This is a genomic window from Escherichia sp. KTE52 (assembly GCF_000408325.1).
GTDB classification, from domain to species: Bacteria; Pseudomonadota; Gammaproteobacteria; order Enterobacterales; family Enterobacteriaceae; genus Escherichia; species Escherichia marmotae.
This window is the reverse complement of the sequence record NZ_KE138680.1, coordinates 883,146-906,952: the sequence shown is the minus strand read 5'-3', so window position 1 is coordinate 906,952 and position 23,807 is coordinate 883,146. Positions and strand designations below refer to the sequence as shown.

The 23,807-nt window shown below is 47.2% G+C and carries 24 protein-coding genes and 1 pseudogene; 9 read left to right on the top strand and 16 right to left on the bottom strand.

Features of this window, described 5'->3' with window-relative positions; translation table 11 throughout:
- The 3 genes from A1SC_RS25920 to gadW all read left to right on the top strand — a co-directional run.
- Positions 1-91 (top strand): hypothetical protein (locus A1SC_RS25920; RefSeq protein ID WP_029697111.1); only part of this gene is annotated, 91 nt, incomplete at its 5' end.
- A gap of 356 nt (positions 92-447) precedes the next feature.
- Entirely contained in the window at positions 448-1,272 is an 825-nt protein-coding gene (gene gadX / locus A1SC_RS07260) for a DNA-binding transcriptional regulator GadX (protein WP_001191824.1), read from the top strand.
- Positions 1,273-1,639: 367 nt separating this feature from the next.
- The gene (gadW, locus tag A1SC_RS07265) at positions 1,640-2,368 is read left to right on the top strand and encodes an acid resistance transcriptional activator GadW (RefSeq protein ID WP_000951549.1); all 729 of its coding nucleotides are present in this window, start codon (positions 1,640-1,642) and stop codon (positions 2,366-2,368) included.
- Positions 2,369-2,404: 36 nt separating this feature from the next.
- On the opposite strand, the gene A1SC_RS25205 is transcribed toward gadW, so the two are convergent.
- From A1SC_RS25205 to mdtE, 3 genes are all read right to left on the bottom strand, one after another.
- A complete protein-coding gene (locus A1SC_RS25205) occupies positions 2,405-2,620 on the bottom strand; it encodes a hypothetical protein (RefSeq protein ID WP_032141470.1) in 216 nt (71 codons plus the stop codon).
- A 113-nt stretch (positions 2,621-2,733) separates the two neighbouring features.
- The gene (mdtF, locus tag A1SC_RS07270; RefSeq protein ID WP_000024856.1) at positions 2,734-5,847 is read right to left on the bottom strand and encodes a multidrug efflux pump RND permease MdtF; all 3,114 of its coding nucleotides are present in this window, start codon (positions 5,845-5,847) and stop codon (positions 2,734-2,736) included.
- 24 nt (positions 5,848-5,871) lie between these two features.
- Positions 5,872-6,981, bottom strand: coding sequence for a multidrug transporter subunit MdtE (mdtE, locus tag A1SC_RS07275; protein WP_306173773.1), 1,110 nt, complete (start codon positions 6,979-6,981; stop codon positions 5,872-5,874).
- Between the two features lie 107 nt (positions 6,982-7,088).
- On the opposite strand from mdtE, the pseudogene A1SC_RS25200 reads away from it, so the two are divergent.
- Positions 7,089-7,355, top strand: a pseudogene (locus tag A1SC_RS25200) (hypothetical protein).
- A 38-nt stretch (positions 7,356-7,393) separates the two neighbouring features.
- On the opposite strand, the gene gadE reads toward A1SC_RS25200, so the two are convergent.
- A complete protein-coding gene (gene gadE / locus A1SC_RS07280; RefSeq protein WP_000576682.1) occupies positions 7,394-7,921 on the bottom strand; it encodes an acid resistance transcriptional activator GadE in 528 nt (175 codons plus the stop codon).
- A 714-nt stretch (positions 7,922-8,635) separates the two neighbouring features.
- Positions 8,636-9,211, bottom strand: a complete 576-nt coding sequence (gene hdeD, locus A1SC_RS07285) for an acid-resistance protein HdeD (RefSeq protein WP_000965682.1) — start codon at positions 9,209-9,211, stop codon at positions 8,636-8,638.
- A gap of 254 nt (positions 9,212-9,465) precedes the next feature.
- Here hdeD and hdeA point away from each other — a divergent pair, with 254 nt between their 5' ends.
- The 3 genes from hdeA to A1SC_RS07300 all read left to right on the top strand — a co-directional run bounded on the left by hdeA (position 9,466) and on the right by A1SC_RS07300 (position 10,952).
- A complete protein-coding gene (gene hdeA, locus A1SC_RS07290) occupies positions 9,466-9,798 on the top strand; it encodes an acid-activated periplasmic chaperone HdeA (protein WP_000756548.1) in 333 nt (110 codons plus the stop codon).
- A gap of 116 nt (positions 9,799-9,914) precedes the next feature.
- Complete coding sequence (gene hdeB / locus A1SC_RS07295) at positions 9,915-10,241, top strand: acid-activated periplasmic chaperone HdeB (protein WP_001517295.1); 327 nt, start codon at positions 9,915-9,917, stop codon at positions 10,239-10,241.
- A 63-nt stretch (positions 10,242-10,304) separates the two neighbouring features.
- The gene (locus tag A1SC_RS07300; RefSeq protein WP_010381017.1) at positions 10,305-10,952 is read left to right on the top strand and encodes an MgtC/SapB family protein; all 648 of its coding nucleotides are present in this window, start codon (positions 10,305-10,307) and stop codon (positions 10,950-10,952) included.
- 52 nt (positions 10,953-11,004) lie between these two features.
- On the opposite strand, the gene A1SC_RS07305 is transcribed toward A1SC_RS07300, so the two are convergent.
- From A1SC_RS07305 to shuT, 6 genes are read right to left on the bottom strand one after another with little or no spacing between them, the layout of a single operon-like run.
- Positions 11,005-11,775, bottom strand: coding sequence for a heme ABC transporter ATP-binding protein (locus A1SC_RS07305; RefSeq protein WP_001517293.1), 771 nt, complete (start codon positions 11,773-11,775; stop codon positions 11,005-11,007).
- On the bottom strand, positions 11,772-12,764 hold the full coding sequence (shuU, locus tag A1SC_RS07310; protein WP_000910396.1) for a heme ABC transporter permease ShuU/ChuU: 993 nt from the start codon (positions 12,762-12,764) through the stop codon (positions 11,772-11,774). The genes A1SC_RS07305 and shuU overlap by 4 nt, the downstream gene beginning before the upstream one ends.
- A gap of 50 nt (positions 12,765-12,814) precedes the next feature.
- Entirely contained in the window at positions 12,815-13,438 is a 624-nt protein-coding gene (gene chuY / locus A1SC_RS07315) for an anaerobilin reductase (protein ID WP_000189366.1), read from the bottom strand.
- Entirely contained in the window at positions 13,438-13,932 is a 495-nt protein-coding gene (hutX, locus tag A1SC_RS07320; protein WP_000020030.1) for a heme utilization cystosolic carrier protein HutX, read from the bottom strand. The genes chuY and hutX overlap by 1 nt, the downstream gene beginning before the upstream one ends.
- 12 nt (positions 13,933-13,944) lie before the next feature.
- Positions 13,945-15,282, bottom strand: a complete 1,338-nt coding sequence (gene hutW, locus A1SC_RS07325) for a heme anaerobic degradation radical SAM methyltransferase ChuW/HutW (RefSeq protein WP_016262642.1) — start codon at positions 15,280-15,282, stop codon at positions 13,945-13,947.
- Between the two features lie 19 nt (positions 15,283-15,301).
- The gene (gene shuT, locus A1SC_RS07330; protein ID WP_010381027.1) at positions 15,302-16,225 is read right to left on the bottom strand and encodes a heme ABC transporter substrate-binding protein ShuT; all 924 of its coding nucleotides are present in this window, start codon (positions 16,223-16,225) and stop codon (positions 15,302-15,304) included.
- 776 nt (positions 16,226-17,001) lie between these two features.
- On the opposite strand from shuT, the gene chuA reads away from it, so the two are divergent.
- A complete protein-coding gene (chuA, locus tag A1SC_RS07335; protein WP_316241416.1) occupies positions 17,002-18,891 on the top strand; it encodes a TonB-dependent heme/hemoglobin receptor ChuA/ShuA in 1,890 nt (629 codons plus the stop codon).
- Between the two features lie 48 nt (positions 18,892-18,939).
- Positions 18,940-19,968: a hematinate-forming heme oxygenase ChuS gene (chuS, locus tag A1SC_RS07340; protein WP_016262639.1), complete on the top strand. Its 1,029-nt coding sequence runs from the start codon at positions 18,940-18,942 to the stop codon at positions 19,966-19,968.
- Between the two features lie 61 nt (positions 19,969-20,029).
- On the opposite strand, the gene A1SC_RS07345 is transcribed toward chuS, so the two are convergent.
- The 5 genes from A1SC_RS07345 to arsR all read right to left on the bottom strand — a co-directional run bounded on the left by A1SC_RS07345 (position 20,030) and on the right by arsR (position 23,795).
- Positions 20,030-20,560, bottom strand: coding sequence for a helix-turn-helix domain-containing protein (locus A1SC_RS07345; protein ID WP_000478606.1), 531 nt, complete (start codon positions 20,558-20,560; stop codon positions 20,030-20,032).
- A gap of 142 nt (positions 20,561-20,702) precedes the next feature.
- Positions 20,703-21,269: an outer membrane lipoprotein Slp gene (gene slp / locus A1SC_RS07350; RefSeq protein ID WP_001044202.1), complete on the bottom strand. Its 567-nt coding sequence runs from the start codon at positions 21,267-21,269 to the stop codon at positions 20,703-20,705.
- 390 nt (positions 21,270-21,659) lie between these two features.
- Positions 21,660-22,085 (bottom strand): glutaredoxin-dependent arsenate reductase, encoded by a 426-nt coding sequence (gene arsC / locus A1SC_RS07355; protein WP_000065763.1) that lies wholly within the window; start codon positions 22,083-22,085, stop codon positions 21,660-21,662.
- A gap of 12 nt (positions 22,086-22,097) precedes the next feature.
- Positions 22,098-23,387, bottom strand: a complete 1,290-nt coding sequence (gene arsB, locus A1SC_RS07360) for an arsenite/antimonite:H(+) antiporter ArsB (RefSeq protein ID WP_016249316.1) — start codon at positions 23,385-23,387, stop codon at positions 22,098-22,100.
- Between the two features lie 54 nt (positions 23,388-23,441).
- Entirely contained in the window at positions 23,442-23,795 is a 354-nt protein-coding gene (gene arsR / locus A1SC_RS07365; RefSeq protein ID WP_000025636.1) for an As(III)-sensing metalloregulatory transcriptional repressor ArsR, read from the bottom strand.
- Positions 23,796-23,807 lie beyond the last annotated feature (12 nt).

The following is a 23,807-nucleotide window of genomic DNA, read 5'->3' as shown; positions in this document are numbered from 1 at the left end:
GCTGGAAGACTACAAAGCCTCCCTGAAATACCTCAGCGATCACCCGAAACTGCAGGGTATTGCCCAGCAGAACAGCTTTAAACATACCTGATAACAGGGCGTTATAATAATCTTTGCCCCGGTTTGAAAACCGGGGCATACGTTCATTAGCGCAATATTAATATTATATTGATTTTGTATTCATGGCGTTGTTAAGTTGTATCTAATATAAGTCTTTCTAAAATCAAACAAAATGACGCCAGTAGATCATTTGTTTTGTATTAATCTCCTTACGTTGGTACTTTCGATTTTTTTATTATAAATTCAATGCTCTTACACAATTTTCCTTCACATTTAATCAATTCCCCTGTCAAAATTGTTTAAATTTATTTGCCAATAAATTTGACTTAAGATGGCGGCGTGCTACATTAATAATCAGTAATATATTTATGTTATATTAAGTCAACTATGCAATCACAATATGGGAATTGTTTAATTGCGTACGCAAAACATAAATTTATTCTCACTATGTTGAATGGTGAATATCGCTGCTTTAATGGTGGTGATGTGGTTTTTGCGGATGCAAGCCAGATCTTGATTGATAAGTGTGTAGGTAACGTCGTATTAGTCACGAAGGACACACTTTCACTATTTCTCCCGATGCTCAAGGAGGAGACGCTAAATCTTTATACCTATAAAAAAGCTCCTTCGTTAGTTGTTCATCATTGTTCCAGAGAGATCCCTGTTTTTCAGGAAGTTGTACATCTTTCGCAAAATCAAGATCTCCGCTATGGTGAGATATTACGTAAAAGAGCATTAACATTTGCGTTATTGTCTATTTTTCTTGAAGATAAACAGTTTATACCACTGCTTATGAATATTTTGCGACCGAATATGCGAACGCGGGTTTGCACGGTCATCAATAATAATATTGCTCATGAATGGTCATTAGCACAGATTGCCAGTGAGTTATTGGTGAGTCCGAGTTTGTTAAAGAAAAAATTGCGTGAAGAAGAGACATCGTATTCACAGTTACTGACTGAATGTAGAATGCAGCGGGCGTTGCAACTGATTGTTGTTCATGGTTTTCCAATAAAACGAGTAGCCGTATCCTGCGGTTATAACAGTGCGTCGTATTTTATTTATGTCTTTCGAAACTATTATGGTATGACGCCGACAGAGTATCAGGAGCGAATAGCGCAGGGAATACTGAATGGTGACCCGATAGCAAGTTTTGTTGGGCAGGGAAATTTTTACAGTTCTGAACGCCATGCTGAAGGGATAAGACTCTGATTCTTTACTCAGACATAAAAAAAACCCGGCATAGGGGACCGGGAAGAGGATAGTCTGCCGTCTCCAGACTAATAAACCGTTATAACGCTCCTTGTTGACACGGGAAACTTTGTGCTCTCAGTAAATAAAATATAACTTTAATTGTCGATAATATCAGCCATTTTTTTATAAACATAAGCTATACGCTTTCTTAAAATATATTGCTGACGCATTTACTTATTAGTAATTAGCTGTTATGTACACTGCGCTATGGCTGGCTTTTGGTCCTACCAATTTTGGCAGTTTTGGCTCACGGAGTGAATCATTCATCATTTCATTTGTATACTGAAATTGTAATGTTCGTGGTAATGGAATATAAGGGCTTGTCATGGCACATGTTTGTTCGGTGATCCTCACCTGTCGCTCATTTGATATATACCATGAGCAGCAAAAACTATCTTTGTATAAAGATAGTATTCTACTGATAGAAAAAAATATGGCGGAGAGTTTTGACTTTAATGAATCAAATGTCCGCAGGCTGGATATTGATGAACGAATAATTACTCATTACTTACACAATGTCCGTCCACCGTTCCGGTGTTTAGGATTGCACAATAAAAAAAAGCTGTTAGTTAACATGACCCCACCGATGCCGTTGGTTACAGCAATATTCGATAGTTTTACTAAAGAGGACATTGCTTCAACGACATTAAATAATATGCTCTATTTCTCCTGCCTTTCGATGTTTTCACGAAATAAAGAGCTGATTCCATTCCTTTTTAATAGCATTAGTACCATTGCAGGAAAAGTTGAACGCATTATTAGCTTTGATATTGCCAGACGCTGGTATCTGCGTGATATCGCAGAAAAGATGTATACCAGTGAAAGCCTAATCAAAAAGAAGCTACAGGATGAAAACACCTGCTTTAGTAAAATATTACTGGCCTCGCGAATGTCGATGGCCAGACAATTGCTCGAGTTACGACAATTCCCGCTACCGATGATCGCAGAAAAATGTGGCTATAGCAGTACGTCGTACTTTATTAACACTTTCCGCCAGTATTATGGCGTAACACCACACCAGTTTGCGCAACAGTCAACAGGGACTTTTTCCTGACTTCATCTATCATTCGAAAGTCGGTCAGGATCTGCTTTACGCTTCATGTAAAAATCTTTTCCCATCCATATTTGCCGGGGGCACCGGCAAGTTCTCTTTGGCAGTTCGCAAACGGATATTAGTATTTTCAGGAGGAAAAGGTGCAGCATGTTTGGAGTTATTAAGCTGATTATTCATATAATTACGGGAATGCTGGTTTGTGTCGTACTGTTCAAGTTGATGACCAATGGCTGGAGTGGTTTCTACTTTCAATGCTGTTTGCTAAGTCTGGTATTCCTGATGGTTAGCTGGTTGTTGAGTAGTGAATGGTTGTCAGGAAAGAGTAAGGCAGAACATTCACGTTCAGCCTTACTCTCATTCATACGTTACGCTTTTTTAAAGCGGGCAAAGAGATGTTCCACAACGACGAAAAAGACGGGAACGAAGTAAATCGCCAGCACGGTTGCTGCAAACATCCCCCCCATAACGCCTGTACCGACCGCATTTTGTGCGCCGGAACCTGCGCCATGACTGATAACCAGTGGCAGTACGCCAAGAATAAAGGCCAGAGAGGTCATCAGGATCGGGCGTAAACGCATCCGCGCCGCTTCGATAATCGCCTCTACCGGTGTCTTCCCTTCTTTCTGCATCATCTCAACCGCAAATTCGACGATCAGGATGGCGTTCTTGGCTGAAAGCCCGATGGTGGTCAGCAAACCGACCTGGAAGTAGACGTCATTGCTCAGGCCGCGCAGGTCAGTTGCCAGTAATGCGCCAATAACGCCCAACGGAACAACCAACATCACCGAGAATGGAATTGACCAGCTTTCATACAACGCGGCGAGGGCGAGGAACACCACGACCAGTGAAATGGCATACAGCGCGGGTGCCTGGTTGGACGATAACGCTTCCTGATACGACAGCCCAGTCCAGGAGTAGCCGACGCCCGCCGGAAGTTTAGCCACCAGTTCTGCCATAAACTTCATCGCGTCACCGGTACTTTTTCCAGCAGCGGCCTCCCCTAAAATCTCCATCGACGGAATGCCGTTGTAGCGTTCCAGTCGCGGCGAACCGTAGGTCCATTCTGTTGAAGAATAAGCGGAAAGCGGTGCCATCGTGCCGGAGGCGTTGCGTACATACCACTGGTTGATGTTGTCCGGCAGCATACGGAACGGTGTTCCTGCCTGGACATACACTTTTTTCACACGCCCCTGGTTGAGGAAGTCGTTCACGTAGCTACTGCCGAAGGCGGTAGAGAGGGTCTGGTTGATATCAGACAGCTCCACGCCCATCGCTTCGGCTTTCGCGGCGTTGACGTTCACTTTGAACATTGGCGTATCTTCCAGGCCGTTCGGGCGAACCGCCGTTACCTGGTCAGGCGATTGTGCTGCCAGTGACAGCAACTCGTTTCTCGCCTGAGTCAGCTTTTCGTGCCCCAGGTTGCCGTTGTCCAGTAGTTCCATATCAAAACCTGATGCTGTACCCAGCTCCGCTACCGCAGGTAAGTTGAACGGGAAAATCACCGCTTTATTGATACTGCTCAGAGCCACCATCGCCCGCTGAATGATTGCGGTCACCGAGTTTTCCTCACCGACGCGTTCAGACCACGGTTTCAGGCTGATAAATGCCAGACCGTTGTTTTGTCCCTGGCCGCTAAAGCCGAAGCCGCCAACGGTAAACACCGACTGGACATTATTTTTCTCTTTTGTCAGATAGTAATCGGTTACTTGTTGCAGCACTTTAGTGGTGTTAACCATTGTGGAACCTGACGGTAACTGCGCCGTGGTCATAAATACCCCCTGATCCTCTTCCGGTAAGAAAGAGGTCGGTGTACGCAGGAACAGCACCGCCATCCCGGCACAAATCAGCAGGTATACCACCATATAGCGACCAGTGCAGCGCAACAGTGAGCGGGTACTGTCGGTATAGTGCTGAGTCGATTTCTCAAACAGATGGTTGAAGCGTTCGAACAAGGCGTTCGGTTTGTGACCGCCTTCCGGTGTGGCTTTCAAAATGGTGGCGCAAAGGGCTGGGGTCAGACTCATTGCCACAAACACCGAAAGCAACATAGAGGAGATCAGCGTAATGGAGAACTGGCGATAAATTTCTCCGGTTGCGCCGCTCATAAAGGCCATCGGCATAAATACCGCAGAAAGAACAACGGCAATCCCGACCAGCGCACGCTGGATTTGCCCCATCGATTTATGCGTCGCTTCTTTCGGTGGCAGTTTATCTTCCGCTATCACGCGTTCAACGTTTTCTACCACCACGATGGCATCATCCACCAAAAGCCCTATAGCTAACACCATCCCAAACATGGTGAGGGTGTTGATGGTAAAACCGACCGCCGACAAAATCGCAAATGTGCCGAGAATAACGACCGGCACGGCGATAGTTGGGATAATCGTAGCGCGAATATTTTGTAAAAACAGATACATGACCAGGAAGACGAGGATGATAGCTTCAACCAGCGTTTTGAAAACTTCCTGAATTGAAATTTTGATAAATGGTGTGGTGTCGTAAGGGTAAACCGTTTTCAGGCTGGCGGGGAAATAGGCTGATAATCGGTTTAACTCCGCTTTTACCGCCCGCGAGGTATCAAGGGCATTCGCTCCGGCAGCCAGCTTGATAGCAATCCCGGCAGCAGGTTTGCCGTTATAACGCGCCACAGTGGAATAATCTTCTGCCCCCAACTCGATGCGGGCAACGTCGCGCAGCAATACTTGCGAACCATCTTGCTGCACTTTCAGCAGGATTTTGCCAAATTCTTCCGGCGTTTGTAGACGCGTCTGCACAATGATTGAGGCGTTCAGTTGCTGGTCTGCCGCCTGTGGCATCCCCCCCAGTTGACCACCGGAAATCTGGTTGTTCTGTACCTTGATTTGGGAAATAACATCAGAAGGAACGAGACTGTATTTATTGAGTTTTTGTGGGTCCAGCCAGATACGCATGGCGTACTCTGACCCAAAGAGCTGCACGCTACCGACGCCCGCGGTACGGCTTAGTGGATCCTGGAGGTTAGAAGCCACATAGTCCGCGATATCGTATTGGTTGAGACTACCGTTATCAGAAATAAACGCCGCTACCATCAGGATGTTGCTGCTCGATTTATTAACGCTGATCCCTTGTTGCTGCACCGCTTCTGGTAACGAAGGCATCGCGAGTTGCAGTTTATTCTGCACCTGAACCTGCGCAATATCGGGCGATGTTCCCGTTTCAAAGGTCAGGGTGATGGAAGCATTGCCTGCCGCATCGCTGGTTGATGACATATACATCAGGCCATCCAGCCCATTCATATTTTGTTCGATCACTTGAGTGACCGAGTCTTCTACCGTTTGCGCATCAGCCCCCGGATAGGTAGCGCTGATGGTGATGGTCGGCGGCGCAATCTGCGGATACTGCGCAACCGGTAGGTTCATGATCGCCAGCCCACCCGCGAGCATCATAATAATGGCAAGTACCCAGGCAAAAACCGGGCGATCAATAAAATAGTTAGCCATGAAAGTCCCCTTAAGCCTGCAACGTTACTGTTTCGATTCGGTGCTGGCGTTTTCCTGGCTGGAGGAAATTGCGCGTGCTTTGATACCTGGATGAATGCGTTGCAAACCGGAAACGATCACCCGATCGCCAGCTTGCAAACCAGAGGTAACAACCCACTGATTTCCGATGGCTTTGGTTGCGTCAATTTCGCGTAACTGTACAACATCGTCTTTATCCAGAATGAGCGCCGTTGCTTTGCCCTGGGAGTTATGGGTAACGCCTTCTTGCGGTACTAACAACACATTCTGCCGACTACCTTCATCCACCAAAGCCGTGACGTACATACCAGGCAGCAAGTCACCATTCGGGTTGGGGAAAATTGCACGCAACGTGACGGAGCCGGTGGTTTCATCCACTGTCGGGTCGGAGAATTTCAGCGTGCCGGTCTGGCTGTAACGTTTGCCATTTTCCAGGTTAAGCTGAACTGGCGTACTGCCCTGAACCTGTTTGATTTGCCCACTGGCGACTTCCTCTTTCATGCGCAAAAAATCCTGCACTGATTGGGTGAGGTCGACATAAATCGGGTCCAGACGCTGCACGGTTACCAGAGAGTCTCCCTGATTAGCGGTGACTAATGCGCCGACGGTCACCGACGATTTTCCGCTGACGCCAGTAATGGGCGAGGTGACATTAGCGTATTGCAGATTGATGGTTGCCTGCTCAACAGCCGCTTTGGCGACGGCGACATTGGCTTCCGCTTCATTCAGTTGGGTGCGCGCGGTGTCGTAATCCTGGCGGCTGACATAGTTGGTTTTCAGCAACGATGCCTGGCGATTGAAGGTGATGCGGGCATTGCTGGCGGTGGAGAGGGCTTTCGCCAGCGAACCTTTCGCGGAGTTCAGCTCTGCCTGCAATGGAGCAGGGTCAATCTGATAAAGTGAATCCCCCTGGTTGACCTTATCACCCTCGATAAAGTTGCGTTTAATGATAATGCCACCCACCTGGGGGCGTATCTCGGCAACTTCATAAGGAACGGTTCTGCCGGGCAGTTCGCTCATCACATTGACCGAACCGGGGGAGAGCGTCACTACCCCCACTTCAGGCGTCATAGCGGCGGCATTTTCCGCCGATTTGTCATCGCAGGCGGTGAGCATCGCGCCGCAGAATAACAACGGTATTAACAGTTTTCTTTTTCTGTTCATTTTAGTCCCTGAAAATTCGTGAGAAATAACGGTTCTTTGAATTACGCGCGGGGAGAGGTATGAGGGATTTACAGACCAGCGGCATAATGCAAGCCATGGGGTTGTAAGCCAGCGAGGGAGCATGTAGGCAGAGCGACCAATATAGTGACGCGAATGGCAAAAAAAATGTTGCCGTTCTGCCGACAGTCTCTGCCTGCATCCGGGCAACGAAGGTTTCTACTGGTGGATACACATACCAGGGGAATAAGCTCGTTTTTGCTTCTCCTTTGGTTATCACCGGGAGTAATGGAGTCAGCATTTGCATCCCTCGTCATGCCAGCCATTAATTTCAGGCAATTATCGCTGGGCCACATCGACTCCTTATTTAGAAATAAGAAGAGATCCCCAGAGTCACGATGTCGCTCATACGTCTAAGTTTCAGCTTGTACATGATATTGAATTTCTGGATCTTTAATGTTTGTTGAGAAATATTCAGTGTTGACGTGATATTACTTTCATTTTTATTTTTCAGAATCAGTTGCATGATTTTGAATTGATTATGCGAGAAACATAATTGAGAATTCTTATGGGGCAAGTGTTTTCCATAGGTAATATCAAGCAGAGTGTTAATGCTTTCTTTGCGGCTGATAAAATAAATAGGTGACTGACTTTTAAGTTTACTGATGTGATAAGGTGCCAGAACAATGATTCTTTCGGCATCTAATTTCTCAAGAAACTTAATCGCTTCTTCATCAAGGATATGATTATGATAGGTATCAATGATCACCTTGAATGGTTTGTTGCCTATGCTTTTTATCTCTGACAGGGAGTTGATTTTTATCATTTCGTGATTATCTTTCAACTGCAAAAAGCCCTGTAAAAGAAAAGAATCCTTCGTCATGAGAAAAATCATAACTTGCTCCTTAGCCGTTATCGTTTCGAACATGTTGTCCTTTTCATTATTTACATCCATGTCCGAATATGGTGTTCAATATAGTAAACGCCTATAAGAACTTTGCCCTTCGTGAACTAATACGTCTATTAACACTAATCAAAACTTCAGATTTATCCATTACGTACTCCATATATTGATCCTAGGTAATATTCCTGGTTGTTATCAATTTGTGATTACTAAACAGAATATTAACAGTTTGCAGGAATCTACCCAAGAATAAGTTATAATTTATCCGTTTGTGATCTCTGAAGAATATTACTAAAGTTAAAGCGTAATCCGATTTAAATATTGAGTCTCCTTGTTTCTATTTAAGCTGGCAATTGGATTGCCAGCTTTCTTTTAGTGCATTGATAGTGCAAAAACAAACCCCAGACTGTACCCATAGTATCGATGTTTATGGAACCTTCAGTTCACTTTCTCACAGCACTTCTAAAACATTAAACCTGACAACGAAAAATATCAGCCATGATAATGTTTGAAATGGCTAATTTGCTGCAAAATAAAGAAAAATATAAAATTTTCAAATGGTTGGTTTAATCGTTGTGTGATAGTTATTTCAACAATAGTATGTAATTTATCAAAGGAGTAATGCGGTGATGTGAATATTGACTGGATCATAGTTATTATACGTAACTATGATCCAGGCTAAAAAATGGAGCAGAGATAGGTCTGCTAGTTATTATTTTTTACGAACAAACTAGCAAAGCTGAACAGGCTGGCAGCGCTAAATATCAGTTCGATCCCTACCAGGGTTGACACCAATGTCACAGAAACCATTGGCGTTGCGCCAAGGAAGATCCAGGCAATGACGATATCCAGCACGCCAATAACGAGTTGTAACCAACTGCCTTTCATTGAGCGCTGGCGATACCAACTCATCAGGCGAATAACCCCTGCGACACAGAACAATCCTGCAATAAACGCCGCAATGGCGAAAATCCCCAGTTCTGGTGCACGGATGAAGAAATAGCCGATCAATAAATAGGCTATCGCCACGAGGAAACCCGATAATACAGGCCAGAAATTATGACTGCGGTTGCTGAATAATCCAACAATAAGCGCAATACCCGAACAGATTAATAATACGCCAACGACTGTGCTTAGAATGTCGCCAGAAACAAACGGGAAACTGATACATAACAAACCGACGATAAACAGCAGCACGGCAATAAACTGGATCGCTCTGCGGTGCTTTTTAAGCATCTCCAGATCAAATTTTAAAATTGTTGCCTTATCTATATATAACATAGAACCACCCTATAAATTTAAGAAGGAAAACCCCTGCTATCAATCTATGCCAAAAATGCATCAGAGAATGCAGTTGATTTAATAAAAATTTCCTAATTACTGTGCTTGATGACTATGTAACCTATTGTATTATAATAAAAATATCTGATTTTGATATTTTGTCTCAACATGACATACCCAGAAAACCAGGTTATAACCTCAATGTCGAAATTGATTCGTGACGGCTCTTTCACTTTATAGTTGAGGATATTACGATGAAAAAAGTATTAGGCGTTATTCTAGGTGGTCTGCTTCTTCTGCCTGTAGTGAGCAATGCAGCCGATGCGCAAAAAGCAGCCGACAATAAAAAACCGGTCAACTCCTGGACCTGTGAAGATTTCCTGGCTGTAGACGAATCCTTCCAGCCGACTGCAGTCGGTTTTGCTGAGGCTCTGAATAATAAAGACAAACCAGAAGATGCGGTTTTAGATGTTCAGGGTATTGCAACCGTAACGCCTGCTATCGTTCAGGCTTGTACCCAGGATAAAAAAGCCAGCTTTAAAGATAAAGTTAAAGGCGAATGGGACAAAATCAAGAAAGATATGTAATTAAGGGAATGCGTTACATCGTATTTCCTTAAATATTGAACAGGCCGGAATACCTTGCGTTAAAAGCAGGTGATCCTCCTGTTCATATGTAAATTATTTATTGAATGGGTTGTAAAATGAATATTTCATCTCTACGTAAAGCCATTGTTTTCGTTGGCGCTGTAGCAGCTCTGTCACTGGTGAATGCGCAATCTGCACTGGCTGCTAATGAATCTGCTAAGGATATGACTTGTCAGGAGTTTATTGACCTGAATCCAAAAGCAATGACACCTGTTGCATGGTGGATGCTGCATGAAGAAACAGTTTATAAAGGCGGTGATACTGTAACCTTAAACGAAACTGACCTGACTCAGATCCCTAAAGTGATTGAATACTGTAAGAAAAATCCGCAGAAAAATTTGTATACCTTCAAAGATAAATTGGCAAATGTCCTGCCGAATTAACAGGAATAAAGCAAAAAGGAGTAGCAAGTTGAGCCATCTTGCTGCTCCTTTTTGCGTTTTTATATGACTAGCGAATTCATTATTCGTTTGATCCTGGCCGCAATTGTTTGTGGTGCTATTGGCATAGAAAGGCAAATACGCGGCAAAGGTGCTGGTTTACGTACCCATGTCTTGATTGGTATGGGCAGTGCGCTGTTTATGATTGTGTCGAAATATGGTTTTGCTGATGTGCTGGCGTTCGACCATGTCGGGCTTGATCCCAGCCGTATTGCCGCTCAGGTCGTCACTGGCGTCGGGTTTATCGGCGCGGGGAACATCCTCGTTCGTAATCAAAATATTGTCGGTTTAACTACCGCTGCGGATATTTGGGTAACAGCAGCGATCGGTATGGTGATTGGCAGCGGCATGTATGAACTGGGGATTTACGGTTCTGTAATGACCTTATTGGTGCTGGAAGTCTTCCATCAATTAACCTTCCGCCTGATGAGCAAAAATTATCATTTGCAGCTTACGTTGGTGAACGGTAATACAGTGTCGATGCTCGACTGGTTTAAGCAGAAAAAAATAAAAACAGATTTAGTTTCGTTGCAGGAAAATGAAGATCATGAGGTGGTTGCTATTGATATCCAGCTTCATGCTACGACGCCGATAGAAGACCTGTTGCGATTACTAAAAGGAATGGCAGGGGTGAAAGGTGTTTCAATTAGCTGATGTTCATAATAGTTAATTCGACAGGAGTACCAGACTGGCACTCCCGTCGTATTTAATGATCGAGGACGATCAGTGGCGAATGATTAGCGGGATCGCTTAATACTGTAATATCCGCGCCGTAGAGCGTAGTTAGCGCCTGCTGCGTCAACACATCTTGCGGTTTGCCATTTGCGACAACTCTGCCTTTTTGCATTAATACGACACGGTCAGCATAACGGGCAGCAAGATTAAGATCGTGCAATACGCAGCAGACGTTAAATTGCCGTTCTCGAACTAACTGACGTAATAAACGAAATAGATGTTGTTGATGGTGAATATCCAACGCCGAAGTTGGTTCATCAAGAAATAACCATTTTGGCGAGGGTATTGCTTCCCAGAGTTGCACCAGCAGGCGGGCCAATTGCACACGCTGTTGTTCGCCGCCGGATAATTGCCGGTAGTCGCGGTTAGCTAACGACTGACAGTCACATAACGCCAGTATTTGTGCCGTTTCATCACCCTGATTACCGGTACGATAAGGATGTCGCCCCATCTGGATCACTTCTTGTACGCTGAATGGAAACGCCATATGGCTATTCTGACGCATCACGGCCCGGTGTTTCGCCAGTTCGGTAATTGACCATTCATTTAATGGCTTATTAAACAACCGGCATTCGCCGCTATCAGGTTGAAGATAGCCGGTTAGCTGGCGAAGCAGCGTGGATTTTCCCGCACCGTTAGGGCCGAGAATGGCAACAATTTCTCCGCCGGGAAAAGTCAGCGAGACATTGTCAGTCAGACGTCGCCCATGAAGGCTATAAACCAGGTTTTTGGCGCTGATCATGCGATCCTCCGGTTACGCAGAATCAACCACATAAAATAAGGCCCACCAAGCAGACTGGTTAATAATCCTACGGGCATTTCTGCTGGCTGTACCAGCGTGCGGGCAAGTGTGTCTGCCATCAGTAACAAACAGGCTCCGGCGAGGGCAGAGCAAGGGATTAGCCAGCGGTGATTCGCCCCGGTCGTCATGCGAATCAGATGCGGGATCACCAGGCCAATAAAACCGATAATGCCGCTTACCGATACCGCAGCACCAACCAGCAGCGAGCTAATCAACAGTAATTGTTGGCGTTTACGCTTTACGTTCACGCCGAGGTAATGGGCTTCTTCATCACCAAGTTGCAGCAAATTCAGCGTCCCGGCGAGACAGGTTGTTGCCATAATGGCTGGCAGAATGAATGAACTGGCGACCAATAATGTCGGCCATTGCGCCTGACCGAGATTGCCCATCATCCACAACGTGAGTTGTCGTAGCTGCTGCTCATCGCCTATATAGCTCAGTATGCCGATCGCCGCACCGCACAGGGCGTTGATGGCGATCCCGGCGAGTAACAATTGCATCATGCTGCCATCGCGATGGCGCTGTGTGATGAGAAAAATGACGGTGCAGACCACTAAACTTCCGGCGATGGCAAACACCATTTGCTCATAGAGCACCAGCACCACAGGGAAGGAAAAGGGCAGGACAATTGCCACGCCAACCATTAATGCTGAACCGCTACTGACGCCGAGCAATCCTGGGTCAGCCATGGGGTTGCGAAAAAGCCCCTGCATAATTACCCCAGCGGTTGCCAACGCTGCGCCTACCAGCACTGCCAGTAAAACGCGTGGCAGGCGAATATTCAGCCAGATATCGCGGTATTCCTCATCAAGAAGGGCGCTAAAGCTGATTTTTAACGCTCCCTGACTGGCACCGAACAGCACCAGGGCAAGCAATAATAGTGATAGCCCCATAAAGACACTGGCGGAAGAAAATGAATCCTTGAGCACGTAAAACTCCGTTATGACGTTGCGGCGCGGAGAGCCTGCGCCGCATGGGATTACGCCGGTTTCAGGCCCGGTTCAATCAGACTGTAGATCTGCTTATTGAGTGCTGGCGCGTTTGCCAGTTCATGAATGTGTGCGGCAACATCGGCACGGCGGACAAAACCATGACACTCCTGATTTTGTATCCGTTGTGCTTTGCCTGTTGCTGCGCCGTCAAGCAGTCCGCCAGGGCGGAGAATGGCGTAGTCAAGCCGGCTGGTTTGTAGCCAGCTTTCCGCCAGTGTTTTTTCCCGTACCGCCTGACCAAACGCGGCTTTTGCCCGCTCCGATAAGAACGGCCAGCTATCGCCGCATCCCAAAGAAGTCACCAGAATCATGCGTCTGATGTCTGCTTTTTCGGCTTCATCAATCACTGTTCTGTGCGCCAGATAATCCTGTGCGCCACCCATTGATGAGATGACAAGCGCATCCGGACCCGCAGCGCGACAGGCGGCTGCGACTATGCTGGCGTCACAAGCGTCACCAGTAAAAACCTGTACGCCTTGTTGCGCCAGCCTCGTGGCGGCATCGGCATGACGAACGACAGCGACGACCGGACGTTGTTCCGCCAGTGCCAGTTCGAGCGTTCTGGCTCCAACCCCCTTTCCGCCTGCGCCAAAGAGTAGCCAGGGCGTCATCAGGCGTGTTCCTTCAGAGATGCCGCCAGAGTATGGAAGGCGCTGACTTGTTCACTCAGGAGCTGACGATGCTCATTCCGACCGAGGAAAATTTTCAGCATGGCGTTGCCTTCTTTATTGAAAAAGAGAATAGAGGCGGTATCCATGCCCATAAATTTACGTTCGATCAAGGCAATATGCGTGCAGTTTTCTGCTTTGATATGCCCGGACATGCCCTGTTTTCCGCGCAGGTTGAAATAGCCGTGGCGATGGAAACCGGAAGGTAGTTCGCCGCTAAATTCGAGGATCACATCAGCGGTATGCACCAGCGTGGTGACCTTGCCCCATTCGCAGACGGTATCCCAGACAGTATCGAATTTATCGCCTGGCACGATTGTCGGGGAGGGGAGGTTTTTCACCACTTCCAGCAGTGAGGTATTGTATTGTTCGGCAATGGCCTCCAGCGTACCGTCTGGCTCCGTTTTCAAAAATTCCTGTAACGAGACATGGCTCATAAGTCACTCCTGTTATGGTTTTTCAAGCGCAATCGCTGGCGCATTAAGTATCTGAATTAGCTCATTAAGAGACTGCAAAATGTTGCTTGCCCAGAAACGACCTTCATTGGTCAACCGCAGGCAAGTTGAAGCATCGCGGCTTAAGCCTTTTTGGTACCACTGAGCCAGTAACGGTGCGAGTTTTTCGGCATGTGGCGTAAGTTCGTCCAGCGGTACACGCGCCGTTTCAATACCCGACTGCAAGGTATGACGCCACTGCGCGTTACGTTCGGCGTTACGCATGAGCATCATCAACGGTTTTTTGCCTGCCGCGACGGATTCATGCCAGGTCTGAAGATTGCGTTCGTTCATCCAGGAGTAACCATTAATCGAACCGCCTGCGCCGGAACCAAAGGCCAGACAATCGGCACCTTGCTTAATCAGCAAGTTATAGAGATTGCGTTCGCGTGTGGTGCGGCCCCAGTGGCTGTTACTGATGCAGCGCCAGCCCGCGTCTTCCATAAAATCACATCCTTGCAGGTAAAGATCGCGACGTTCTGCCGGAGAGGGCACGGTAGTGCGCCCGTTTTCCACGGCTTTGCCCAGCGGCGTGTTGGGAAGGACGTTGAGCGCATAGAGATCGACGCCGTCGAGGCCGATATCACGGGCAATAGCCAGATCTTCTCCCCAGGTTTGTGCATCCTGACCAGGCAGGCCAAACAGCAGGTCGCAGACCACCGCAGCACGGTCGCGTTTGACCAGGCTTTCCATAAACGCAATGGCAGTTGGGCCATCTGAGGTGCGTGCCATCTTCTTGCGGATTTTGCTGTTAAATGACTGAATGCCAATCGAGAAGCGGTTTGCTCCCGCATCAAGGCAAGCGTCGATTCGGTCAGCGTCAAAATTCAGCACCCGGCCTTCAATCGTGATTTCGCAATCAGGTGCCAATGGCAGCTTTTCTCGTAATGTGGTGATGATTCTGGCCAAATCGCGTGCCGAAAGCGCGGAAGGTGTACCGCCACCGAAATAGACCGCATGGATGGGCGCGGACTGATGCAATACGTTGTCTGACTCCAGTTCGATTTCTCGAATCAGGGCGTCGGTATAATGAGCACACGCATCTTCATTAAAACGATTCTGATAAAAACCGCAAAACGTGCAGTGTGTCGCACAAAATGGAATGTGCAGATAAACCAGTCGTTTACGTGGTGTTGCTGTTTGGTTGATCATCGCTTGCCAGGTTTGCGCCAGTTGCTCTTTGGCGACCGGAATAGCCCCGCGAAATGGCATCATGGCGCGTCTGTCTTTAAATGGCTGCGTACCGTCTAAAGCAAAATGTGGCTTGAGATCTAACGTAGTATTCGTATTCATATGTCTGATTCAAATCCATTTATTGCGGCCAAAGTTGCTGGTGTAACGACTCAACGACATCAGCAATACGCGGGCCCATTCCCAGAATCAGGTTTTGATCAACGGTGATAATACGCTGGTTCTTCCAGGCGGCAGTGTGGGTAATTCCGGCAATAGAACGCAGACGATTAATATCGCCATCGACCATTTGTGAGGTTACGACAATCACTTCAGGGTTAGCCGCAATCAGCGATTCCGCGCTGTAGCTTTTGTATTGCTGGTGGGTAGCGACGTTTTCTGCTCCGGCAAGCGACAAAATGGCGTCTGCAACGCTGCCTTTACCGGCAACCTGTGGCGCACTGCCGCCAGCAGAGAGAATAAACATCGCTTTAACCGGGGCTTTTTTTGCCGCCACGCTTTGTTGTACTCGCTCCAGGCGTTGATTGATTTGTGTCACCAGCGCGTCACCTTGTTCAGGAACCTGTAACGTTTTTGCCAGTTGATGAATGTTGGCGTACATCTGCTCAAGGGTGGCGGGTACACGCGGCAGAGTGACGACATTGACCTTTTGCGCCCGTAGCTGGTCGAGCACAATTTGCGGTCCTGCATCCTGCCAGGTAATTACGCTATCCGGGCGAAGTGACAAAATGCCTTCGCTGCTTAGCTGTTTCCAGTAGCCAATATGCGGCAGTTTGGCGGTTTCTGGTGGATAAGATGTCGTTTCATCGACACCAACCACGCGGTCGCCAGCGCCCATCGCGTAGATCAGCTCCGTCAGTGATCCTCCTGCGACCACAATGCGTTCGGCAGCCGTTGCACTAAAGGCCCAGCTAAGTGCCAACACTGCCGTAAACAGTTTTTTCATGGGGATACGTTTTACAGTGGTCTTCGCGGTGGAGGCCATAACTGAAATACATAACGTTAGTGGGGAAAAAAGAAACAGCCTGTTGGTGATCCTTGGCAGCATATGAGAACTCGTATCAAATTGAGAATGATCATGATTATCATTTGAGTTATATATGAAACACAACCATCGATTCAATACACAAGGTGTTACAAGCGTATTTATTTTTGATTTTTATCAAGATGCTTCGTCAGCTAACGTTATTGTTGCCGACTAAATTTCAGGGCGGGAAAAAGCGGAGATCTCAGAGATATTGCGGCTTACAGAGCAAAGAGATGGGGAAATTATTGCCGTTAACGACAAAGCTTCGTGATGACGCCGTGGGGAATTACCACAAAAACAGGATGGTTTCCAGGAGACAAGATAGATGTCATAACCCCCTGTTTATTGTGCTAATAGCGGTTAAAAAAAAGCTTGATCATAAAAAATTGATCGATAATAATTCTCATTATCACGCTTGGATTTAACAAAATATGACTATATGGATAACAAAATCATAGCTTTTGCAAAGGATAACGCACAGCACTCTTCACTTCAGACGTGGTGTACCACTTTGCCTGACAAAGAGGGCGTGCTTTTGCGCAATGGTCAGAAATACCAGGTAATTTCACGGGATATAAACGCCAATTAACTCACCCGGCTAATACTATCGCGTTGAATCACAAATAAATTTATTTTTCGCCAGCCACCCCGGTTTTTACCCAGGCAGCCAGCATTTTTTATTTTCCTCATGGAGAATCGCTATGTCACGTCCGCAATTTACCTCGTTGCGCTTGAGTTTGTTGGCTTTGGCTGTTTCTGCCAGCTTGCCGACGATTGCTTTTGCTACTGAAACCATGACCGTTACGGCAACAGGGAATGCACGCAGTTCCTTCGAAGCGCCAATGATGGTCAGCGTTATCGACACTTCCGCCCCTGAAAACCAAACGGCTACGTCAGCCACCGATCTACTGCGTCATGTTCCAGGGATTACCCTTGATGGTACTGGGCGTACAAATGGACAGGATGTGAATATGCGTGGCTATGACCATCGCGGTGTGTTGATCCTTGTTGATGGTGTTCGTCAGGGAACTGATACCGGGCACCTGAATGGGACTTTCCTCGATCCGGCGCTGATCAAACGTGTTGAGATTGTCCGTGGACCTTCGGCATTACTGTATGGCAGTGGCGCATTGGGAGGGGTTATCTCCTACGATACGGTCGATGCAAAAGATTTATTGCAGGAAGGACAAAGCAGCGGTTTTCGTGTCTTTGGCACTGGCGGCACGGGAGATCATAGCCTGGGGTTAGGCGCGAGTGCTTTTGGGCGAACGGAAAATCTGGATGGTATTGTGGCCTGGTCCAGCCGCGATCGTGGTGATTTACGCCAGAGCAATGGCGAAACCGCGCCGAATGATGAGGCCATTAATAACATGTTGGCGAAAGGGACCTGGCAAATTGATTCTGCCCAGGCTCTGAGTGGATTAGTGCGTTATTACAATAACGACGCGCGCGAACCAAAAAATCCGCAGACCGTTGAAGCTTCTGACAGCAGTAATCCGATGGTTGATCGTTCAACGATTCAACGTGATGCGCAACTTGCTTATAAACTCGCGCCAGTGGGCAACGACTGGTTAAATGCCGATGCAAAAGTTTACTGGTCGGAAGTCCGTATTAATGCCCAGAACACGGGGAGTTCCGGCGAATATCGTGAACAGACAACAAAAGGTGCCAAACTGGAGAACCGCTCCACGCTGTTTGCCGATAGTTTTGCTTCTCACCTGCTGACATATGGCGGTGAGTATTATCGTCAGGAACAGCATCCGGGCGGTGCGACAACGGGCTTCCCGCAAGCGAAAATCGATTTCAGCTCCGGCTGGCTACAGGATGAGATCACCTTACGCGATCTGCCGATTACCCTGCTCGGCGGAACCCGCTATGACAGCTATCGCGGCAGCAGTGATGGTTACAAAGATGTTGATGCCGACAAATGGTCGTCTCGCGCGGGGATGACTATCAACCCGACCAACTGGCTAATGTTATTTGGTTCGTATGCCCAGGCATTCCGCGCGCCGACGATGGGTGAAATGTACAACGATTCTAAGCACTTCTCGATTGGTCGCTTCTATACCAACTATTGGGTGCCGAACCCGAGCTTACGTCCGGAAACCAACGAAACTCAGGAATACGGCTTTGGGCTGCGTTTTGATGACCTGATGTTGTCCAATGATGCCCTGGAATTTAAAGCCAGCTACTTTGATACCAAAGCGAAGGATTACATCTCCACAACCGTCGATTTCGCGGCGGCGACAACCATGTCTTATAACGTCCCGAACGCCAAAATCTGGGGTTGGGATGTAATGACGAAATATACCACTGACCTGTTTAGCCTTGATGTGGCCTATAACCGTACCCGCGGCAAAGACACCGATACCGGAGAATATATCTCCAGCATTAACCCGGATACCGTTACCAGCACCCTGAATATTCCGATCGCCCACAGTGGCTTCTCTGTCGGCTGGGTTGGTACGTTTGCCGATCGCTCAACACATGTCAGCAGCAGTTACAGCAAACAACCAGGCTACGGCGTGAATGATTTCTACGTTAGTTATCAAGGACAGCAGGCGCTCAAAGGCATGACCACCACTCTGGTACTGGGCAACGCCTTCGATAAAGAGTACTGGTCACCGCAGGGTATCCCGCAGGATGGTCGTAACGGAAAAATTTTCGTGAGTTATCAATGGTAATCATCAGCCCCGATATTTCGGGGCATTTATCTGGAAGGAAGAGAGACAATGAACCACTACACACGCTGGCTTGAGTTAAAAGAACAAAATCCCGGAAAGTACGCGCGTGACATCGCAGGTTTAATGAATATCAGCGAAGCAGAACTGGCATTTGCCCGTGTCACGCACGATGCGTGGCGGATGCGCGGCGATATTCGTGAAATTCTCGCGGCGCTGGAAAGCGTTGGCGAAACCAAATGTATCTGTCGTAATGAATATGCTGTTCATGAGCAAGTTGGGGCATTTACCAACCAGCATTTGAACGGCCATGCCGGATTAATACTCAATCCGCGCGCGCTGGATCTGCGTCTGTTTCTCAACCAGTGGGCCAGTGTTTTCCATATAAAAGAAACCACGGCTCGCGGCGAACGTCAGAGTGTTCAGTTCTTTGATCATCAGGGCGATGCGTTACTGAAAGTTTATGCCACCGACAATACCGATATGGCGGCATGGAGCGAGCTTCTGGCGCGTTTTATTGTCGAGGAAAATACGCCGCTTGAGTTAACAACGGTTGATGCACCTGCTGCGCATAGCAACGTCAATGCCAGTGCTGTAGAGCAAGAGTGGCGTGCGATGACGGATGTTCATCAGTTTTTTACGCTGCTCAAGCGGCATAACCTGACGCGCCAACAGGCGTTTAAACTGGTGGCAGACGATCTAGCCTGCAAAGTCGCCAATAGTGCGCTGGCGCAGATTCTGGAATCCGCCCAGCGAGATGGCAATGAGATCATGGTGTTTGTTGGCAACCGTGGCTGCGTACAAATTTTCACGGGTGTGGTAGAAAAAGTGGTGCCAATGAAAGGCTGGCTGAATATTTTCAACCCAACATTTACTCTTCATCTATTAGAAGAGAGCATCGCTGAAACCTGGGTTACCCGTAAACCGACCAGCGATGGCTACGTGACCAGCCTGGAATTGTTTGCCCATGATGGTACGCAGATTGCGCAACTTTATGGTCAACGTACAGAAGGCGAACAAGAGCAAGCGCAATGGCGTAAACAGATTGCGGCACTGACGCAAGAAGGCGTTGCTGCGTAACGTGTCATTGTCCGGAGGTCTGGCTGTCGCCGGGCCTCTTTATAAATATCGGCTGGAGAATTCAGACCAGATAATCAATATGTTGATGCCGTACCAGTTCGTTGATCCGCCTGAGGTTGAGGATCATCATAATATTGTGTTTATGGCAGTAGAATGTTTTTAATGAGATTTTTAGTTTTCCCAGAATATCTTCTGTCGTCATTTGATTTGCAATGCAGGTCAGAACCTGATGCTGTTTGCGCGAGAGTGACACATCCGCTTCTGGCGCAGAACAGTAACTGCCATTGAGCAGCGCGACAAAGTCAATAATCGTAATATTTCTCTGAACAAAAGTTACCGGGACTTTCCCCAGACAGCGTTTAATATTAAACGGCGAGAAAACAATGACATGGACAGGTTGCAGACGTTCAATTTTGTTGAGCATTGATGAGTGGAATACATTATTCATTAATGTATCAATAATCACCAAAGCACTCTGATGCAACGTTAAGTCAATCTCTTCTTCGTTCTGTATATGAACGACATTACCCTTACTCAAAATATTTTTCATTGCGGTGAAAAACATGATGTCTTTGGTAATTATAAGAAACATAACCGACTCCTGTTGCGAGCATTAACTTCATAATCAGGTTGCCAAAGGTAATAAACAGGGCAGGACTTATAATTATAGTTGTATATTAATATTCATATTAAAGATGCAGATATTTGGAAAATATCTGCATCTTTAAACTAAATTATTTCACCAGTTCTGGCGTTACCTGGCTAACCGCATTGGTGTAATAAGGTGCGCCCCAGCCGGGTTCTGGCCAGAATGCGCCGTAGCCGTAATCCCACAGGTTGTAGGTGGTGTTGACCACTTCTCTCAAATGCCACACCTGAATCCCCTGTACATTCACGTCAACGAAGTTATACGGGACTTTATTGATAAAACCTGGCTGTTCGCCCTGAATCGTGCCGAGAACGGTGACAAAGTGGTTACGGTAGTTCACTGGGTCAAGGAAGCCATTTTGTCTGGCGAGCAGGCGACCCTGATAGTTGGCTTCAATTTCAGGTTTGGCATAGCTATCCAGCGGTAATACGGCGATTTCTAACAACGTATCTGTTTTGCCGTTAATAACGTTGATAACCTTACCGCCAAAGCGTGCCTGTTGACCAACATACAAATTTGGTTGGTTATGAACAGCAACAAAACTTTTTTGAATATCAGGTTGGTTATTGCCTTTGATATTTTGCGGAATCGAACTACATGCGGCAAGAAAAAATGAAAGGCTGAAGATGAGTGCACCTTTTGTCTTGTTCATGTTACTATCCTTATCAACAAATGTTAAAACCATAATAGATATTTCTTTATGGTTTTCATCCAATTCTCAGGTGATATGCCTGATAGTAATGTAAACCTGTCTGATATTTATATCTTGAACATTAGTCCCAGAGAGAGCATTGCTGTGTGATGTTATTACCCGTCTATTTATAATACTAGTCCTTTATTTAACTATTTTAATTAAATTGTTTTTTCTCTTATGGAACATAGAGTGCTAATTATTATCATTATGGTGATAACTGTTTATTAAAAGGGAAACTATTTATCTGTGAGGGCAGGAAGCGCAATTTACTGAAATTGCACGATCTCGCATCCGCTAAGAAATGATACGCGCTGCGTCAACGATTAGGGGCACAGTCGCCCCCTTTGTTTATTTTAATCGTTTACCTGAATCATCAACCACTTTCTCACCGTCTTCTTTGGTGAACGCCCCTTTCTGAGCATCCGGCAGGATCTCCAGCACTACTTCCGAAGGGCGGCACAGCCGGGTTCCCAACTGTGTTACCACAATTGGACGGTTAATCAGAATCGGGTGTTGCAACATAAAGTCGATTAACTGATCGTCAGTAAATTTATCGTCTGCAAGACTCAGTTCCTCATATGGTTCAACGTTTTTACGCAGCAGCGCGCGTACCGAAATTCCCATATCGGCAATGAGTTTGACCAGCTCGTCACGAGCCGGTGGGGTTTCCAGATAGTGGATAATAGTCGGTTCTGTACCGCTGTTGCGGATCATCTCCAGTGTATTACGCGACGTGCCGCAGGCCGGGTTGTGATAAATGGTAATGTTGCTCATATCAGTATCTCATTACAAAGTGAAAGAGAGACGTAGCGCCAGCGTGACCAGCGTTACAAACAGCACCGGCAGGGTCATAATAATTCCTGTACGGAAGTAATCCCCCCAGCTAATCGTCATATTCTTCTGCGAAAGTACGTGCAACCAGAGCAGTGTTGCCAGGCTACCAATTGGCGTAATTTTCGGCCCCAGATCGCAGCCAATAACGTTGGCGTAAACCATCGCTTCTTTGATCACGCCAGATGCCGTGCTGCCATCAATAGACAACGCACCAACCAGTACCGTAGGCATATTGTTCATAATAGAAGAGAGGAAGGCGGTCAGAAATCCGGTGCCCAGCGTCGCGGCCCACAGACCGTTATCTGCCAATACATTAAGTACGCCAGAAAGGTATTCTGTTAGCCCCGCATTGCGCAGGCCATAAACCACCAGATACATGCCGAGTGAGAAGATGACAATCTGCCAGGGTGCGCCGCGTAGCACTTTACCCGTATTGATAGCATGGCCGCGTTTAGCGATTACAAACAAAATTAGCGCGCCCACTGCCGCAATGGCGCTTACCGGGATACCGAGCGGTTCCAGAACGAAAAATCCCGCCAGCAAAAGCAATAAAACAACCCAGCCCGTTTTGAAGGTGGCAGGATCTTTAATTGCTTCGGCGGGAGGTTTCAGCAATGCCATATCGTAGTTCTGTGGAATATCTTTGCGAAAGTAGAGATGCAACATCACCAGCGTGGCCAGTATTGCGGCGATGTCCACCGGCACCATGACCGAGGCATATTCGCTAAAGCCGAGGCCAAAGAAATCTGCCGAAACGATATTTACCAGGTTGGATACGATAAGCGGCAGGCTGGCGGTATCGGCAATGAATCCAGCCGCCATGACGAATGCAAGCGTTGTGCCTTTACTGAAACCTAAAGCCAGCAACATGGCGATAACGATCGGCGTCAAAATAAGTGCCGCGCCATCATTGGCAAACAGAGCCGCAACGGTCGCACCGAGCAGGACTATCCAGGTAAACAGCAAGCGGCCACGCCCATGACCCCAACGTGAAACATGCAGCGCCGCCCATTCGAAAAAACCGGATTCGTCCAGCAGCAGGCTGATGATAATAACGGCAATAAATGCAGTAGTCGCATTCCAGACAATATTCCACACCACAGGAATATCGCCCGGATGTACCACACCCGTAACTAACGCCAGTCCCGCGCCCAACGCCGCACTCCAGCCGATGCCTAAACCTTTCGGCTGCCAGATAACCAATATGATGGTCAGGACAAAAATAGCGCCTGCCAGTAACATAATGCCTCCCTGAAATAACATATGCGAAAATTCATATATGTGTGGGTGAATTTTTTAGCTGCAAATGGTCTTACTGTCTGCGGAACAATTTTGTCGGGCCAGGTTACGGACAATTGCCTGAACATTTTCCTGTTCACATCTCCAGGTCTGCTCAATAATTTTCGCAGCCCAGGAAGGAATATGCGGCGATAAACGGTAATGAACCCACTTACCTTGTTTGCGATCCAGCAATAAGCCGCTTTCACGCAGCAATGCCAGGTGGCGTGAGATCTTGGGCTGCGACTGATTCAGGGCAGTACAGAGATCACAGACGCATAACTCACCCATCTCGCTGAGCAGTAAAACGATACTCAAACGCGTTTCATCGGCAAGAATTTTGAACAGTTGGATGGGTAACAGAATTGACATATTGCGCTCCTG

What these genes read in the sequence shown, in the direction of transcription:
- hdeA (WP_000756548.1), top strand. Translation starts at nt 9,466, where the DNA reads ATGAAAAAAGTATTAGGCGTTATTCTAGGTGGTCTGCTTCTTCTGCCT.
- chuA (WP_316241416.1), top strand. Translation starts at nt 17,002, where the DNA reads ATGACCGTTACGGCAACAGGGAATGCACGCAGTTCCTTCGAAGCGCCA.
- chuY (WP_000189366.1), bottom strand. Translation starts at nt 13,438, where the DNA reads ATGACGCCCTGGCTACTCTTTGGCGCAGGCGGAAAGGGGGTTGGAGCC.
- arsR (WP_000025636.1), bottom strand. Translation starts at nt 23,795, where the DNA reads ATGTCAATTCTGTTACCCATCCAACTGTTCAAAATTCTTGCCGATGAA.
- arsC (WP_000065763.1), bottom strand. Translation starts at nt 22,085, where the DNA reads ATGAGCAACATTACCATTTATCACAACCCGGCCTGCGGCACGTCGCGT.
- gadW (WP_000951549.1), top strand. Translation starts at nt 1,640, where the DNA reads ATGGCACATGTTTGTTCGGTGATCCTCACCTGTCGCTCATTTGATATA.
- mdtE (WP_306173773.1), bottom strand. Translation starts at nt 6,981, where the DNA reads ATGCTCACCGCCTGCGATGACAAATCGGCGGAAAATGCCGCCGCTATG.
- arsB (WP_016249316.1), bottom strand. Translation starts at nt 23,387, where the DNA reads ATGTTACTGGCAGGCGCTATTTTTGTCCTGACCATCATATTGGTTATC.
- slp (WP_001044202.1), bottom strand. Translation starts at nt 21,269, where the DNA reads ATGAACAAGACAAAAGGTGCACTCATCTTCAGCCTTTCATTTTTTCTT.
- hutW (WP_016262642.1), bottom strand. Translation starts at nt 15,282, where the DNA reads ATGAATACGAATACTACGTTAGATCTCAAGCCACATTTTGCTTTAGAC.
- chuS (WP_016262639.1), top strand. Translation starts at nt 18,940, where the DNA reads ATGAACCACTACACACGCTGGCTTGAGTTAAAAGAACAAAATCCCGGA.
- gadX (WP_001191824.1), top strand. Translation starts at nt 448, where the DNA reads ATGCAATCACAATATGGGAATTGTTTAATTGCGTACGCAAAACATAAA.
- hdeD (WP_000965682.1), bottom strand. Translation starts at nt 9,211, where the DNA reads ATGTTATATATAGATAAGGCAACAATTTTAAAATTTGATCTGGAGATG.
- A1SC_RS07305 (WP_001517293.1), bottom strand. Translation starts at nt 11,775, where the DNA reads ATGATCAGCGCCAAAAACCTGGTTTATAGCCTTCATGGGCGACGTCTG.
- hutX (WP_000020030.1), bottom strand. Translation starts at nt 13,932, where the DNA reads ATGAGCCATGTCTCGTTACAGGAATTTTTGAAAACGGAGCCAGACGGT.
- A1SC_RS07345 (WP_000478606.1), bottom strand. Translation starts at nt 20,560, where the DNA reads ATGTTTCTTATAATTACCAAAGACATCATGTTTTTCACCGCAATGAAA.
- hdeB (WP_001517295.1), top strand. Translation starts at nt 9,915, where the DNA reads ATGAATATTTCATCTCTACGTAAAGCCATTGTTTTCGTTGGCGCTGTA.
- mdtF (WP_000024856.1), bottom strand. Translation starts at nt 5,847, where the DNA reads ATGGCTAACTATTTTATTGATCGCCCGGTTTTTGCCTGGGTACTTGCC.
- gadE (WP_000576682.1), bottom strand. Translation starts at nt 7,921, where the DNA reads ATGATTTTTCTCATGACGAAGGATTCTTTTCTTTTACAGGGCTTTTTG.
- A1SC_RS07300 (WP_010381017.1), top strand. Translation starts at nt 10,305, where the DNA reads ATGACTAGCGAATTCATTATTCGTTTGATCCTGGCCGCAATTGTTTGT.